This is a genomic window from Brevibacillus laterosporus LMG 15441 (genome assembly GCF_000219535.2).
Lineage (GTDB): Bacteria > Bacillota > Bacilli > Brevibacillales > Brevibacillaceae > Brevibacillus_B > Brevibacillus_B halotolerans.
On sequence record NZ_CP007806.1, the window covers coordinates 3,297,216 to 3,310,776 of the forward strand.

A 13,561-nucleotide genomic window follows, 5' to 3' on the forward strand; every position below is an offset into this window, starting at 1 on the left:
GTTTTTCTTCCTTTTGTACACGTTACTAACTTTGATTTTTATCAGCTTTTCTGAGTATGCCACCCCTATTTGGGGATTGGTTGTATCAAGTGTACATCTAATCTTCTGAATGATTTTTCATATCATAGCTCTTGTATCGCAGCTGCTTTTGTCTTTAGCCATGGAGTCACCTTAGCATCCCCTTGAATATATAGCAGAAGTTGATGGACAGGTCGTGACATGGTGACATAAAGTAACTTGGCATCCATCACATTCTCCTTGTAATGTTCATCATCTACGTGTAGGACGATTACTACATCAAATTGCAGCCCTTTCGTCAGATAAGCAGGCAGAACGGTTACTCCACCTGGAAATTCCTTATCTTTCACACCTAGATGATGAAGCTCAAGTCCCTTTTCTTTTAAGGCTTTAGCAATTTTTTTACTCTCATGTATGGTTTTAGTGACAATCGCCACCGTTTGATGACCAAGTGCTAATGACTTTTCAACCCGCTTTTTAATATCCTCAAGCATGTTGCTCTGATTCTTCGCCCGTAAAAATAACGGTTCTTCACCATGACGCAACACCGGCTTTGCCTCAGTAATTTCCGGCAATTGCGTGCCCTGTAAAACCTCATTGGACCAATTCATAATTTCAACTGTCGAACGATAGCTCTGCTCTAACGTATAAAAGTCTGTTTTCTTTTTGAAGATATTTCGTAAAACTGGCTGCCAGCTATCTAATCCACGGTACGCATGAATCCCTTGTGCCAAATCCCCTACGATTGTCATTGATTCATTTTTCGTATGTAAAGAAAGCACTAAAATCTCTAGATAGCTCAAATCCTGCGCCTCATCGATTACCGTATGATCAAAAGGGGCTTCCTTTCCGCTTCCTTCCAGCAGATGACGTAGATATAAAATGGGAGCAAGGTCTTCTGCTTCTATACGCTCTTCCTCTATGATTGCTTTTGAAGTCTCTACGACATCCTGCAACCATTCATCTGAAATATCCTCACTAGTAAGCTTTCGTAAAAGCTCCCAATCCTGCAGAAGCTGGGTATACACAGTAAAAGCATCTATCTCTGGCCACTTCCCTAAATACAAAGCGAGCAATTCATCCATTTTCTTCTCGAACCGCAATAAACTTGGCTTATCCAAATCGATTTTTTCTTCTCGTAAATGTGTAAACAATTGCTGGGTCATTTGTTGTTTAACATGCTTAGCTAAGGCTTCTATTCTGCGGTGATAGGGCAAATGAGCAAATTCATTAATAAACAACTGGCGAATATCTGCCTTTTTCATTTCAAACACATGCTTTGTCTTGTTATAAATAAATCGTAAATCCTTATAGGTAATCAGCTCATGCAGTAAGTAATCCATATACTTATCTAGCATATTTCGACAATGAACGGAACCCTTAAAAGACATCCGATTCCACGTTTGACGCTTCTGTACCTGCTTACTAGCATCGTCTTCAAAGAAAAGCAACAATGGCTTGCTCGGATCAACAATTCGCCAGCCTTTTGGTAAAAGTACTTTTACCTGTTTGGCAGCCCACTCTGAGAAAGTGGCTTGTTGTACATCCTCCACACCTAATTCGGGTAATACATCCGAAATATATGTTAAAAACAGCTTATTAGGAGCAAATACCATAAATTTCTTGGATGCAATCAAATGCTGGTAATTATAAATCAAATAGGAAAGGCGGTGTAATGCAATCGTAGTCTTTCCGCTTCCAGCTACCCCTTGGACCACAATAGCCCGATCTTTTTCTGCACGTATGATATCATTCTGTTCCGTTTGAATGGTAGCAACGATATCCTTTAATCGACTATCGTTATTTTGATTCAGACTGGAAGCTAAGAATTCATCAATATAGCCTTCTTCCAGAAAATCCTCTGGCGTCCCGATTTCGCGATTGATCGTCTCTTTTAACGCACCATCATAAATTCCTGTAATCTGACCATCTTCTATAGCAAAATTACGCTTAAGCTTTACTTCTCCCCGTACAATTCCCTGTAATGTTCGGTAAAAAGCATCCTTGCTCTCCCCGCTATAATAAAGGCTAGCGATAGGTGCACGCCAATCTACTACAACACTATCCATTGTGTCGCGTTCTACAATCCCACGCTTTCCTATATATACGGAATCCATTTCATAGGTTTCGTCTTTCATGAAATCTACTCGACCAAAGTAAGGCTTATTCACAGAGCTTTCCAAATGAAAGAGATCCCTAGCTTTCGAGGAATTGACTACTTGTTTGACATAGTCGTCCGTTGCCTCTCGCAAATCCTCTCGGAGCTGTCCAATCTCCTTTTCAATCGTATGTACTGTTTTTTCCAGCCGATCTTGTTCTTCCTTATATGCAGGATGATGAATGGTCACATGACTAACCTCCTTTTCATCAAACGAATATTTATCTTATCAAAATGAAAAAGCAATTCCAAGGACAATCTTAAAAATCACAAATGTACCCCGAGCAGCATCCCTAGTGCAGCAGATAAAATCCCCACAGAATAGCTAATAAGCAAGTAGATGAATCCTATCTGGTAACGTTTTGATGTAAATAATGAATAGCTCTCCCACTTACATGTAGAAAATGTCGTAAAAGCCCCCATAAAACCTGTGCCTGCCATTACGATAAAAAAAGGAGCTAAGGAAGAACTTGTTAGTACCCCTAATAAAAAACACCCCAAAATATTAATACAGCAGGTCGCTAATGGGAACATTCCTTTATAACGTTGATTGATCAGAGAACTGATTCCGTAACGAGACATGGCCCCAAGACAACCGCCTAATGCTACTCCTATACTATTCAACAGCATCAGTATCGCTCCCTCTCTGTGCTAATTGGGTACCTATCCAAGAACCCAGCCAAACATAACACTTTGCCTAACATAATAGCATTCGACATCATTATCTCAAATGAAATCTTCTATAATATACAGTTTAAATAACCTATTTTTTATTAATAGGTAACAAAAGAAAAAATCGTTTTCTTTTATCTTAGGAAACGATTTTCTTCATTTTTATTTCATCCTTGTATTTTTTCTGATTTTGCACATAGCTCATGTCGACACTTTGTATCGCTTGTTAAGCTGGCAACCAAAAATACGTTTTTAAGTTTTGCCATCTCTCAAGCCCTTTTAGCGTTCGCACTTAGACAAGACTCATTTCTTCCATTTCTGAGTCAGTAAGCTTCCTTATCTTATTTATAACTCAAAGAGATAGATTATTTCTTGAATCAGTCGCCCGTCTTTTTTCATAAAAAGCTCCTAATGGGTATCAGGTTTTGATACCATTCTATCATATACTGAAGGTAGTAAAAGTAAAGGTGTGAAAGAACTATGCAGCGGTACTCTAATGCTGAAGAATTAATTGAATCAATCGATAAAGCCTATAAAAAATTTATTGAAGAATTTAAGGTGATTCCTGAAGAGTTGAGAGATAAACATATCTCTGAAGTGGATAAATCTCCTTCTGAAATCCTTTCCTATCAATTGGGGTGGATCAACTTATTGTTATCGTGGGAAAAAGACGAGCAAAGTGGACTTGACGTACAAACACCCACTCCAGACTACAAATGGAATAACTTAGGTAAACTTTATCAATCTTTTTATGAGCAACACGGTGCTTTAACCTTAAAACAGCAGGAAGAAGAATTGACAAAGTTAGTCCGAAAGCTAGTCGATTGGATAAATGATCTTACTGAAGCAGAATTATTCCAACCAGAACAAAGAAAATGGGCTACAACAAAAGCAATGTGGCCTGTTTGGAAATGGGTGCATATCAATACAGTTGCTCCATTTACGAATTTCAGAACTAAAATTCGTAAATGGAAAAAAATATCTTTAAAGTAATTTAAGAAAAGTAAGTACTGTCACAAGTCAGATATCCTGTAGCAAAACTCGGCTAGCTCGTCATCTTCAATGATCGGCGTCTCAATCAGTTTCTTATCTTCATGAAACTGACGTAACATTTCTGTATGCTCTGGCAAAATAAATCTCGTTATAAGTGGATCAAGTATTTTACTAGCCATCAAAACATCTCCTTAAAATACAAACGTACGTTCTCGTATGCAAATTAATCTATTAGGAATCTATGATAAAAAGGGAATGGGTATTTATGCTAAGATCAAAAAAGAGATTCTGAGGAAATGAAGTGTTAGTTTAATCATTTTTTTAACAGATGATGATTATATATGTAAGCCTCACACAACAAAAGCCCTAGAACAATTCTAGAGCTTTTCCATAAACTAACTAATTATCCTAATCATTTTAACATGGTATTTTGATCAAGCACGTGGGGGGCATTTCTCAACTACAGCTATCCAGTATTGTTTAGTATAGCTAAAAGCCTGTATCATTAAGTGTACATTTCAGTATACATTAATTAGTCTTTTTTTTGTTGATTATTAGACCCCACCACACAAGTAGGTATATGTATCCTAAAATCGAGTAAATAGTCCACCCTTCTCCTTGTTGTAATTGATCGATAAAATATTCAAACTCATTTAACCCTTCTTGTCTTTCGATACTATAAATTAAACTTATAAGGGGAATAGTACACACAAAAATAATTGTAAAACTAGATACTATTCTTAAAACCTTTTTTTTAACAAGGCTGGATATAGCACTTCTTAATGTTGTTAACAAAAACAAGTAATATATAATCCAAAACCAACTTGGAAGAGTTTCCACTTGTTTTTTCACTCCTTAGAAATCTCTTATCGGGATTCATTCTAAATAAACAAGTCAAACCTAATATTTTTTGATGTTATCCACAAAATATATAGGATCTTTGTTACTTAATACTAACCGATTTTTAAGGTCAAACTTTTTCGTGTCTCTTATAGAAATCACTGTTTTTTTATCAACATAAGATCTAGTAAAAACCTCTTCTGTCTCATAGTCCACATTTAGAATATCTTTGGAGTTAGTATAGTTTCATGGACACCTCTTAGTTAAGTCCTTACAATGAAACAAGAGGAGATGAGTCCGGATGGAACACAAAAAAACGAACAAGAGATACAATGAAGATTTTAAAAGAACAGTGGTAGATCTTTATCACTCTGGTTACTCTGTAAAGGAATTATCTAGCGAATATGGCATTTCAGAAGTCACTATTTACAAATGGATCAAAGAATTTACTCCTCTCGGAGAAGCAGGACAATCTATTGCACCTAAAGAGATCGCTGCTATGCAGAAGGAAATACTTCGATTGAAACAGGAAAATGAAATTCTAAAAAAGGCCATGGCCATATTCGCGAAAAAGTAGAAATTGCAGAACTGAATCAATTTATTGCAGCAAACAGAGAAAAGTACTCTGTACAGACTATGTGTAAGGTACTCAATCTTTCCAGAAGTACATACTATCAATTCCAAAAGAAAGAGCACTCTCCACGTCATAAAGAGAACCAACTGATTAGAAAGAGAATGTTTGAAATTTATCAGGATAGCAAGGGACGTTATGGTGCTCCCAAGATTCATTATCTTTTGAATAGAGAAGGCTTTTCTATTAGCCAGAAAAAAGTGCAACGATTAATGATTAAGGCCGATATTCGATCCATTACGCGTAAGAAATTCCGCCCACAAGGAAGCAAAGACAGAGTTATGGAAAGACCTAATCTACTTCAGCAAGATTTTAAAACAACATCTAGTAACGAGAAATGGGTAGCAGATATTACGTATATTCATACTCTTCGGGATGGTTGGTGTTATTTGGCATCCGTTCTTAATCTACATTCTAAAAAAATCATAGGGTACTCTTTTTCACGTCATATGACAGTGGATGTAGTTTTGCATGCATTAAAAAATGCCTATGATATTCAAAAACCCGCAAGGGATTTGGTACTTCATACTGATTTAGGTGCCCAATATACGAGTAAGGATTTCATGCAAGATGTTAAGCAACTTCACATTGTTCACTCATTTAGCAGAAAGGGCTGTCCCTATGACAATGCCTGTATCGAATCGTTCCATGCCATTCTGAAGAAAGAAGAAGTAAACCATGTGACTTACATTGATTATGAATCCGCAAAGCTTGCGCTTTTTACATATATAGAAGGTTGGTATAACCGAACCCGAATTCATGGTAGTCTAGGCTACAAAACACCTCAAGAAGTAGAAGACTTGCAAAGAAAAGCATCCTAGTACTTAACTTAATTGTGTCCAAGATATTGACTCAAATCCAAGTAAAATTTTCTAAAGAGATGTAATTATTATGAGTCTTATTACTATAACCGTATATGTAAAATATAAGGAAATTCAAGACCTAGAAAATGGAGATACTATTTTAGGTTATAGTACACAAACTTCGAATCACCATGTTGCCATACAGGTTCCTTACAGTTGGGTAGAGAGTAGGATGAGTGATGGAGAATTTGGTCCATTATTTAAGATCAAAATAAAAAAGTAGCTACCACATGGTGGTTACTTTTTTTTAATATCCATCACCTTCTACCTTAGCTACTACCCTAATACTGTATCCACTGAATAAATCATGTGGTCTTAAAGCTCTTTGGCATAATAGCACCCCAGCCCATTTTGAAATGTAATTTATGCTTCGCCTGTATTATTGTCTTCCTAACACATATAATGTTTTCTACCTTATACCCTTTATGAGTGGCCCATACTATTATATCTGACAAAGCTATCCCATCATCAAATAGCCTGTTTATTACTTATCCGTTTGACGGATGTTTTAAGATTTTCTATACTTTTTAGCTGGGTCTACTGCATCAAGATAATCTTGCACAGTACAAATTTTATGAAGATCATTTTTACTCTCTGGTCTATCTGGCTTGATATTATGCTGTGGTATATTGGTTGTTGTTGAATAACCACATTGAGTCACCAAATAATTACCAACCATTTTTCTTATTGCTGATAACCCACGATTTGTCCATCCTACTATACTAACAAATGGTTCAGTATCATCATTTTTATAAGCAGAATAATTACCACTGTTGATGTCACCAACTATCCTTATTTTCTCCATAGCAACAACCCCTTTCTTACATATGATACCCTCTATTATACATGGGATTTTGCCTTACTTTTTTAATGTTTCATATTTCCACAAAAAATATATTCTCTTTTAAAGCAACTTGTTTTCGCTCATATTTACCCTTCTACTTATAGGTGGCATTTGCATGACAAAAAGCCTATCCGAAAACGAATAAGCTTAACTTCAAAGTTCTTCACATACCTAAGGATATTTACCCTTTATCATGTTATACTTGTAAAAATTGGTATATACGGAGGCTTGGTCCTATATGAAAGTAAGATCAGTTGGGTTATTTACGCTTATTCTTTTAGGTGTTCTTCAATTCTATGCAGCTTCTTCATCTATAGAAGAACCTACCGTTGGAACCGGTGCACCTCCTGAATATTTATCCATCCAAGACCTAGATAATGTTAGGTTTAAGGACGACAGTAGCAAAACCAAGACCATAAAAATACCAATCAAATCTATACCAGAATTTAATAGGATTTACTCAAAATTAGAAAACGATAACCTTAAAAAAATGGAGCTATATGCTACCCGTGGAATCATCCTCTCAGGAGATAAGGATACAACCTATCTACTCCTCAGATATCAATGTGGTACTAAACTATGTAACGCAGTTCTAATAAAAAAAGACCACAACAAAATTACAACAACCCCTGTTATTCCAGAATCTCAAATTTATGTAGAACATAAATTTTCACCAAATAAAGAGATATTAGCATTATCTTTTATTTCCGATCTCCGAAATGACTATAAGGAATATACGGTATACCTCATAGATACTTCTACGTTAAAAAAACATAAGACAATCTCCTTAAAACAACAAACTCCTGATTTAAACAAAATCATACGTGAAAACTCATAAAATTTTAGAGGGGCATGTATGGCCCCTCTTTTTCATTAGAAATATGAGTAATAAGACAATGAACCAAAATCGGAAATATCATATGTCTTTCCTAGATAATTACCATAACCCTCTTTATTTAAGCCACGGCGTAACTTTTGATTAGCACTCTCTGAAATATAGTCCAAAATGACACTTAAACGATCTTGGTCTGGTAAGCGTTCCCGATCATGAGACTTACGATATTCGTCTTCTAGTTCCCTTATTTTAACGAATATAGATCGCTCATCTACAAACCTGTAGGTCTGAACCATATGATCGAAAATAAAAGCTAGTCCTTGAGTTGTAATGATACCGAACCTTTTGCAATAATCTTCTGCACGATCAACATACTGCATATCAGCATCCTCTTGATACTTTTGATTGTTTCGACTTCTACCCATGTCCTGAAAAGGAATTTTCCACTCTGGTACTACTCCTCCACCCCGCAAGGAGATACTCGTTCCCCACCTGACTTGATCCTCTTTTCTATATTCAAAAACTACTTTCTTGAGTATGGTTGCCTTTTCTTTCCCAAAAGTAGATGTAAACTCTGCTTTATGATATCTAATATAATTTTTAAGCACAGGCTGTAGAGTTTCTTGACCAAAGTTAAACTGAAGAATTCAGTAGAAAAGCCATCGTGTCCTTCAAAAAAACCAGTGTGTACCAAAATGTCTCTGACTAATGAACTTGGAATTGCCATTCCTTCACGCCCTTTATCATTTTTAGCGGCAAAAAAAGCTACCCGGTTATCGAGTAGCCCTGTTCGTTTATTGAGTTTAATTTATATACTCTGTGTATACATTGTAATCATGTCTAAAATCCGAATCTCTTGCCCCAGCGCTGATACATATATAGTATTTTGTTCCTGCTTTAACATCAAATTGTAAAACCTCTCCTGGATCTTCTGTCCATGTTATCCTACTTGGGCGTTTCCCTTCTCTCCACTTTTCATACACTTCTACACTAAAAATATTCGACTTTCCTTTACTATAAGCAAAGACTAAACTAACTTTACCCGAGCGCGTAGGGGTAAATGTATAGTAGTCTAATCTATCTCTAACCTTATCCATAGGCAATTCCCCATTTATTTGTCCACCTATCATATATGCATTGGCTTGTTCAAAGTCATCATTTGGTTCACGATCATAGAATATCGCTGCACACGTATTTACTTCTGTCGCTTTTGTTGCTTCTGCTACTTCTGTTGCTCCAATTTTTTCTGTAGCCAATGCGGATGAGGAAATACTTGTAACTAGAGCTAATGTTAAAAGACTAAAAATTACTTTTTTCAATTAAAGCACCTCCAAGTAATTTAAATGTAAATATATACCAAATATATACTTTTTTACAATATTTTGCAATGCTTTGATATTTTTTAATATATTTTAATTTTCGTATCTTTCATGCATTAATCTACAACATTTGATGGATATAGGTAGCTACTGTGTTTGATTAAGTCTTTGCTCTAGCTTTAATTTAAGATCGTAATGACCTATATCATCCTCATAGGTTGCAAATTCATAGTTTTGATAGTCAAGAGCGCTAATGATTAATTCAATTTCTTTATCACTTAAAGAAACGCTTTTCAATTCAGCACCTCCCATCGTTTTACCCTTCTACTTATAGGTGGCTTTTGCATGACAAAAAGCCTATCCGAAAACGAATAAGCTTCAAAGTTCTTCACATACCTAAGGATATTTACCCTTTATCATGTTATACTTGTAAAAATTGGTATATATGGAGGATGAACCACAGATGAAAGTAAGATCAGTTGGGTTATTTACGCTTATTCTTTTAGGTGTTCTTCAATTCTATGCAGCTTCTCCATCTGTAGAAGAACCTACCTTTGGAACAGGTGCACCTCCTGAATATTTATCCATACAAGATTTAGATCATATTACGTTTGAAGACTATAATGACAAAACAAAGAACATAAAAGTCCCAATCAAATCTATACCAGAATTTAATGAGATTTACTCAGAACTAGAAGATGATAAACAAAAAAAAGCTGAACTGGGTGTTGCTACACGTGGTATGATCCTCTTAGAAAATAAGGATGCAACCTATTTACTCCTAAAATATCAATGTGGAGTTAAACTTTGTAACTCTCTTTTACTAAAAAAGGAGAATGAAAAAATCACAACACTACCCATTAATGAAAAATTCCTTTTTGCAGATTATCAATTTTCATCAGTTAAAAAATCTTTAGCTCTTTCCTATATTACTATTCATTATGTAGACTTCCATAATAGTGACAAGGTATATAAAACATACACTGTCTATATAGTTGATCTGCCCACTTTCAAAATTAAGAAAACCTTAGAGATAAAGCAGGAACCGGATTTTACAAAACTTTTAAAATAAAAAACGGGGTATTATTCCCCCATTCTCATTTTATAAAATGAACTACTGTAATTTAATGACCCATATCCAAAATCACTGATATCATAACGGTTATCTCCATAATATCCGTAGCCTTGTTTGATTAGGGAACATCTTTTAAATTGGTGAGTTGCATCATCTGGAATAAAATCTAAAATAATACTTAAGCGATCTTCATCTGGCAGAGACCTATTATCATGCGCTTTACGATACTCGTCTTCTTTTTCTCGAATTTCACGCAAAATTCGTCGCATATTATTAAAACTCCAACTTTGAACCACGTGATCAAAAACAAAAGCACGACCTTGTGTTGAAATAATACCAATGAATCACAAAAACCTTCCGCTCGATTAACAAAATCCATCGCCACATCTTCCTGGCACTTTTGATCATTTCCACTTCTTCCCATCTCCATGAATGGCTTCTCCCATTCCTTTATTACTACTCCACGATTGGAAATACTCGCCCCCTATTGAACTTGTTGTCTAAAACCGTACTCAAAAACTACTTTTTTAAGGATATCTCCTTTTTCTTTTCCGAAAATAGAGTAGAATTCTTTTTCATGCTATGAAATATATTAGCTAACTACCGGACGTATGAAACTGATTTAGAGTAGGTTTTATTTACTGTCTACTCTCATACACCCTCAACAGGTTTCCATCAGAACCCTCATTATGTTATTACGTGTCGGCGGAATCTTACCAACAAGAAGCATATGCTGTACTCGGTACTAAAGCAGGATACAAATTGTGGCAAGCTTATAAAGCAAGGCGGGATTGCGACTATAGATTCAAATCTGCAACAAATTAAATAGATATAAAAATTGGATTTCTGACATATCCAATTAAAGACTGGAAATAGTTTCCATATTATAGTAAATTGAGTCGTAACTGATGCACTTTTATTTATTTAGGAGGTATTCTATGGACAGTGTTTCTATTATCATTTGGGTGACCACTCTTTTTATAGTAACTTTGATCTTGTTTAAAAATATGTACATTTCAATAAAAATAACTAATATAAGGCTAAAAGAAATTTCTAAAAAATTAGCCATTGAAAATGAATTAGATTTAAAATTACAAACGTTGCTTGAGCGAGGACAAAAGGCTGAGGCAAAGAAATTAGCCCAAGATAAACTTAAATTAACACCTCGGGAAGCAAAGCATTATATTGAGCTACTATAAAAACATTAAGCCTTGCAATTAATGCAAGGCTTCAGGCTGTGGACAAACTCTCCTTAAGCTACAGATATAAGGAGAGTTTGTTTTATTTTTTGTTGGGAAAAAATCAGTAACTGAAGAAGCTTGCGCTTCTCCTTTTCAGGATTCCAAAGCCAAGTAGATAGTTTTTTTAAATTCATAGCAGCAAAAACAAGCATCACCTGCATGGTCACTTTTTTAATCCCCCGTAAAGTGGTCCATCTCAAGCCATGCTTTTCCTTTAAATCTGCGAATACTAGTTCAATCGTTTCTTTTCTTCTCGAATAGATTTCTCTATTTTTTGACGTATGTCTAAGATGATCAGCTTCTTCTATGTATTTTGCCCATATATGACGACTGATTTTTTTCACTGCATCCTTGCTATTTGTACATTGGTTCCGAAAGGAACAATCTTTACAGATGGATGGATTCGATCTGTTACATTCGATACCCCTCACGAGTTGTTGTTTCATAAGATAATACTTCATTTGCAGGACAAACATAGCAATCATAGTATTCATCGTAAGCATATTCGTATCTCTTAAAGAATCCATCCTTTGTACGTGGTCGCGTATACGGCATTACAGGACGTATACCAGATGTAATGAGGGTTTTAGCGATATAAGGGGTTTTATAGCCTGCATCTACTGCTACTGCATACGGTTTTCCCACTTGATGAATAGCTTGATGTAAAACTGAAACACTTGGCTGTCGTGGACATTAGCAGCTGTTACTTTTGCACTTAATATGAATCCGTTCTTATCGCTTGCGGCATGGAAAGAGTATGCAAATAACCTTTCTTTTTCATCTTTAATAAACCAACCACTATCAGGATCAGTAGTGCTCAACTTCACTTCCTTTTTTATAGACTCAGACTTTTTTGGCAAGGGCTTCTTTCCGTGATCGATCCTATCTTGATTTAATTCTTCTGTTAAATAAGATAGATATTTTTTAGGCTCTTGTTCAACTATGGTCTTTCTGTATTTCTTCTTATTTGCATTAGCCTTTACGTGAGTAGAATCAATAAATATAACGGAAGGATTAACAAATCGATGTGTAAGAGCTTCTCCAAGAATATGTGCAAAAATGGTTTCAAAAAGATCTGTATCTTGAAAACGGCGAGCATAATATTTACCGAAGGTAGAGAAATGAGGGATTGGTTGAGTGAAGTCATACCCGATAAACCATCGATAAGCAACATTAGTCTCCAGTTCTTTGATTGTCTGACGCATAGATTTTATTCCAAATAAATATTGAATAAATACGATCTTTAATAGCACAACAGGGTCGATACTCGGTCTCCCATTATCTGCCGAGTATTTGTCTTTTACAAGGTCATATATAAAAGTAAAATCAATTGCTTTCTCAATTTTACGAACTAAATGATCAGAAGGGACAAGCTCATCTAACGAAACAACGGACAGTTGGTAACGGGCTTCTGCATCTTGTCTTTTTAACAAGAAACTCACTCCTTTCCACTATATTCATACATTCAACAAAAAAGCGTGCAGATCTCCATACCTTTCGGTATTTTGTCTACACGCAGAAGCACCTTAGTAGGTGCTGATCTAATTAATACTCAGAGCTTCAGTTTGTGTCCTTAGTCATTTTTTTAAAAATAATCATTGTGACAAGAGATATATGATAAAAAAGTAGCGATCCAACTATATATATAATATAAGCTTTATAGTTAAATATTTTTTGTAGAATATCCCCTTTATTTAATCCGAAGAAAAACCAAGCTATAGAAATACCCGCTAAAGAATATAATCCTAAATTTAAAAAATAAAGCTTACTTTTAGTCGATATTTCCATTCTATTAGTAATAAAATCGATTAAGATAGTGCAGGGAATTCCAATAAACAAAAATATCGGGATGGAGTACATTAGATAGATTAGCATTAGAGTTATAAAAGGAAAATAATAGGTATTCGGCTGACGTGCTGTCATTGGTGTATATTCTGACACTGCAAGAACTAAGCAAAAAAGTATTGCGGTAACGACCCCAACAAAGATTCTGTGTAACATTGCCTTCCCCCTTTATTACTAGTCTAGTTAATAGTTCACATACATTAATTTCACTAAGGTGAAAAAACCGG

General features: G+C 35.3%; 15 protein-coding genes and 2 pseudogenes. 5 read left to right on the forward strand and 12 right to left on the reverse strand.

The features are described 5' to 3' along the window. Window positions 1–122 precede the first annotated feature (122 nt). The 3 genes from BRLA_RS14155 to BRLA_RS25310 all read right to left on the reverse strand — a co-directional run bounded on the left by BRLA_RS14155 (window position 123) and on the right by BRLA_RS25310 (window position 3,114). The gene (locus BRLA_RS14155; protein ID WP_003335901.1) at window positions 123–2,366 is read right to left on the reverse strand and encodes a HelD family protein; all 2,244 of its coding nucleotides are present in this window, start codon (window positions 2,364–2,366) and stop codon (window positions 123–125) included. A 77-nt stretch (window positions 2,367–2,443) separates the two neighbouring features. Then, window positions 2,444–2,806 carry a fluoride efflux transporter FluC gene (locus tag BRLA_RS14160; protein WP_003335900.1) on the reverse strand — a complete coding sequence of 121 codons (363 nt, stop codon included), beginning with the start codon at window positions 2,804–2,806 and terminating at the stop codon, window positions 2,444–2,446. A gap of 209 nt (window positions 2,807–3,015) precedes the next feature. Then, the gene (locus BRLA_RS25310) at window positions 3,016–3,114 is read right to left on the reverse strand and encodes a DUF7667 family protein (protein ID WP_423752639.1); all 99 of its coding nucleotides are present in this window, start codon (window positions 3,112–3,114) and stop codon (window positions 3,016–3,018) included. A gap of 214 nt (window positions 3,115–3,328) precedes the next feature. Between BRLA_RS25310 and BRLA_RS14165 the strand changes: the two genes are divergently transcribed. Further along, the gene (locus tag BRLA_RS14165) at window positions 3,329–3,841 is read left to right on the forward strand and encodes a ClbS/DfsB family four-helix bundle protein (RefSeq protein ID WP_003335899.1); all 513 of its coding nucleotides are present in this window, start codon (window positions 3,329–3,331) and stop codon (window positions 3,839–3,841) included. A 26-nt stretch (window positions 3,842–3,867) separates the two neighbouring features. Here the strand turns inward: BRLA_RS14165 and BRLA_RS23785 are convergent. Then, a pseudogene (locus BRLA_RS23785) lies at window positions 3,868–4,020 on the reverse strand (YolD-like family protein); the annotation flags it as partial. 349 nt (window positions 4,021–4,369) lie between these two features. After that, the gene (locus tag BRLA_RS14170; protein ID WP_238547448.1) at window positions 4,370–4,693 is read right to left on the reverse strand and encodes a hypothetical protein; all 324 of its coding nucleotides are present in this window, start codon (window positions 4,691–4,693) and stop codon (window positions 4,370–4,372) included. Between the two features lie 289 nt (window positions 4,694–4,982). Here BRLA_RS14170 and BRLA_RS14180 point away from each other — a divergent pair. Further along, window positions 4,983–6,133, forward strand: a protein-coding gene (locus BRLA_RS14180; RefSeq protein ID WP_119912750.1) for an IS3 family transposase whose coding sequence is annotated in 2 segments (ribosomal slippage) — window positions 4,983–5,223 and window positions 5,223–6,133 — 1,152 coding nt in all. Because the reading frame shifts where the segments join, the coding sequence is not laid out codon by codon here. A 550-nt stretch (window positions 6,134–6,683) separates the two neighbouring features. Here the strand turns inward: BRLA_RS14180 and BRLA_RS14190 are convergent. Next, a complete protein-coding gene (locus BRLA_RS14190; RefSeq protein ID WP_003335892.1) occupies window positions 6,684–6,980 on the reverse strand; it encodes a hypothetical protein in 297 nt (98 codons plus the stop codon). A 277-nt stretch (window positions 6,981–7,257) separates the two neighbouring features. Between BRLA_RS14190 and BRLA_RS14195 the strand changes: the two genes are divergently transcribed. Next, window positions 7,258–7,857, forward strand: a complete 600-nt coding sequence (locus BRLA_RS14195) for a hypothetical protein (protein WP_003335890.1) — start codon at window positions 7,258–7,260, stop codon at window positions 7,855–7,857. A gap of 35 nt (window positions 7,858–7,892) precedes the next feature. Here the strand turns inward: BRLA_RS14195 and BRLA_RS14200 are convergent, their stop codons facing one another. The 3 genes from BRLA_RS14200 to BRLA_RS24295 form a co-directional block, all read right to left on the reverse strand. Further along, window positions 7,893–8,462 carry a hypothetical protein gene (locus BRLA_RS14200; protein ID WP_003335889.1) on the reverse strand — a complete coding sequence of 190 codons (570 nt, stop codon included), beginning with the start codon at window positions 8,460–8,462 and terminating at the stop codon, window positions 7,893–7,895. Window positions 8,463–8,657: 195 nt separating this feature from the next. Next, complete coding sequence (locus tag BRLA_RS14205) at window positions 8,658–9,173, reverse strand: hypothetical protein (protein ID WP_003335888.1); 516 nt, start codon at window positions 9,171–9,173, stop codon at window positions 8,658–8,660. A gap of 147 nt (window positions 9,174–9,320) precedes the next feature. Beyond that, window positions 9,321–9,485 carry a hypothetical protein gene (locus tag BRLA_RS24295; protein WP_003335887.1) on the reverse strand — a complete coding sequence of 55 codons (165 nt, stop codon included), beginning with the start codon at window positions 9,483–9,485 and terminating at the stop codon, window positions 9,321–9,323. A gap of 151 nt (window positions 9,486–9,636) precedes the next feature. Here BRLA_RS24295 and BRLA_RS14210 point away from each other — a divergent pair, with 151 nt between their 5' ends. Then, a complete protein-coding gene (locus BRLA_RS14210) occupies window positions 9,637–10,245 on the forward strand; it encodes a hypothetical protein (RefSeq protein ID WP_003335886.1) in 609 nt (202 codons plus the stop codon). Window positions 10,246–10,256: 11 nt separating this feature from the next. Here the strand turns inward: BRLA_RS14210 and BRLA_RS23790 are convergent, their stop codons facing one another. After that, window positions 10,257–10,517, reverse strand: a complete 261-nt coding sequence (locus BRLA_RS23790) for a hypothetical protein (protein WP_003335885.1) — start codon at window positions 10,515–10,517, stop codon at window positions 10,257–10,259. Window positions 10,518–11,186: 669 nt separating this feature from the next. On the opposite strand from BRLA_RS23790, the gene BRLA_RS14220 reads away from it, so the two are divergent. Continuing rightward, window positions 11,187–11,447, forward strand: coding sequence for a hypothetical protein (locus tag BRLA_RS14220; RefSeq protein WP_041752231.1), 261 nt, complete (start codon window positions 11,187–11,189; stop codon window positions 11,445–11,447). Between the two features lie 53 nt (window positions 11,448–11,500). On the opposite strand, the pseudogene BRLA_RS14225 reads toward BRLA_RS14220, so the two are convergent. Both BRLA_RS14225 and BRLA_RS14230 read right to left on the reverse strand, forming a co-directional pair. Then, a pseudogene (locus tag BRLA_RS14225) lies at window positions 11,501–12,922 on the reverse strand (IS1182 family transposase). Window positions 12,923–13,049: 127 nt separating this feature from the next. After that, the gene (locus BRLA_RS14230; RefSeq protein WP_003335881.1) at window positions 13,050–13,490 is read right to left on the reverse strand and encodes a hypothetical protein; all 441 of its coding nucleotides are present in this window, start codon (window positions 13,488–13,490) and stop codon (window positions 13,050–13,052) included. Window positions 13,491–13,561: the final 71 nt, after the last annotated feature.

Coding starts and splice junctions, on each gene's coding strand:
- BRLA_RS14160 (WP_003335900.1), bottom strand. CDS start 2,806: ATGCTGTTGAATAGTATAGGAGTAGCATTAGGCGGTTGTCTTGGGGCC.
- BRLA_RS25310 (WP_423752639.1), bottom strand. CDS start 3,114: ATGGCAAAACTTAAAAACGTATTTTTGGTTGCCAGCTTAACAAGCGAT.
- BRLA_RS14165 (WP_003335899.1), top strand. CDS start 3,329: ATGCAGCGGTACTCTAATGCTGAAGAATTAATTGAATCAATCGATAAA.
- BRLA_RS14190 (WP_003335892.1), bottom strand. CDS start 6,980: ATGGAGAAAATAAGGATAGTTGGTGACATCAACAGTGGTAATTATTCT.
- BRLA_RS14195 (WP_003335890.1), top strand. CDS start 7,258: ATGAAAGTAAGATCAGTTGGGTTATTTACGCTTATTCTTTTAGGTGTT.
- BRLA_RS24295 (WP_003335887.1), bottom strand. CDS start 9,485: ATGGGAGGTGCTGAATTGAAAAGCGTTTCTTTAAGTGATAAAGAAATT.
- BRLA_RS14210 (WP_003335886.1), top strand. CDS start 9,637: ATGAAAGTAAGATCAGTTGGGTTATTTACGCTTATTCTTTTAGGTGTT.
- BRLA_RS23790 (WP_003335885.1), bottom strand. CDS start 10,517: ATGCGACGAATTTTGCGTGAAATTCGAGAAAAAGAAGACGAGTATCGT.
- BRLA_RS14220 (WP_041752231.1), top strand. CDS start 11,187: ATGGACAGTGTTTCTATTATCATTTGGGTGACCACTCTTTTTATAGTA.
- BRLA_RS14230 (WP_003335881.1), bottom strand. CDS start 13,490: ATGTTACACAGAATCTTTGTTGGGGTCGTTACCGCAATACTTTTTTGC.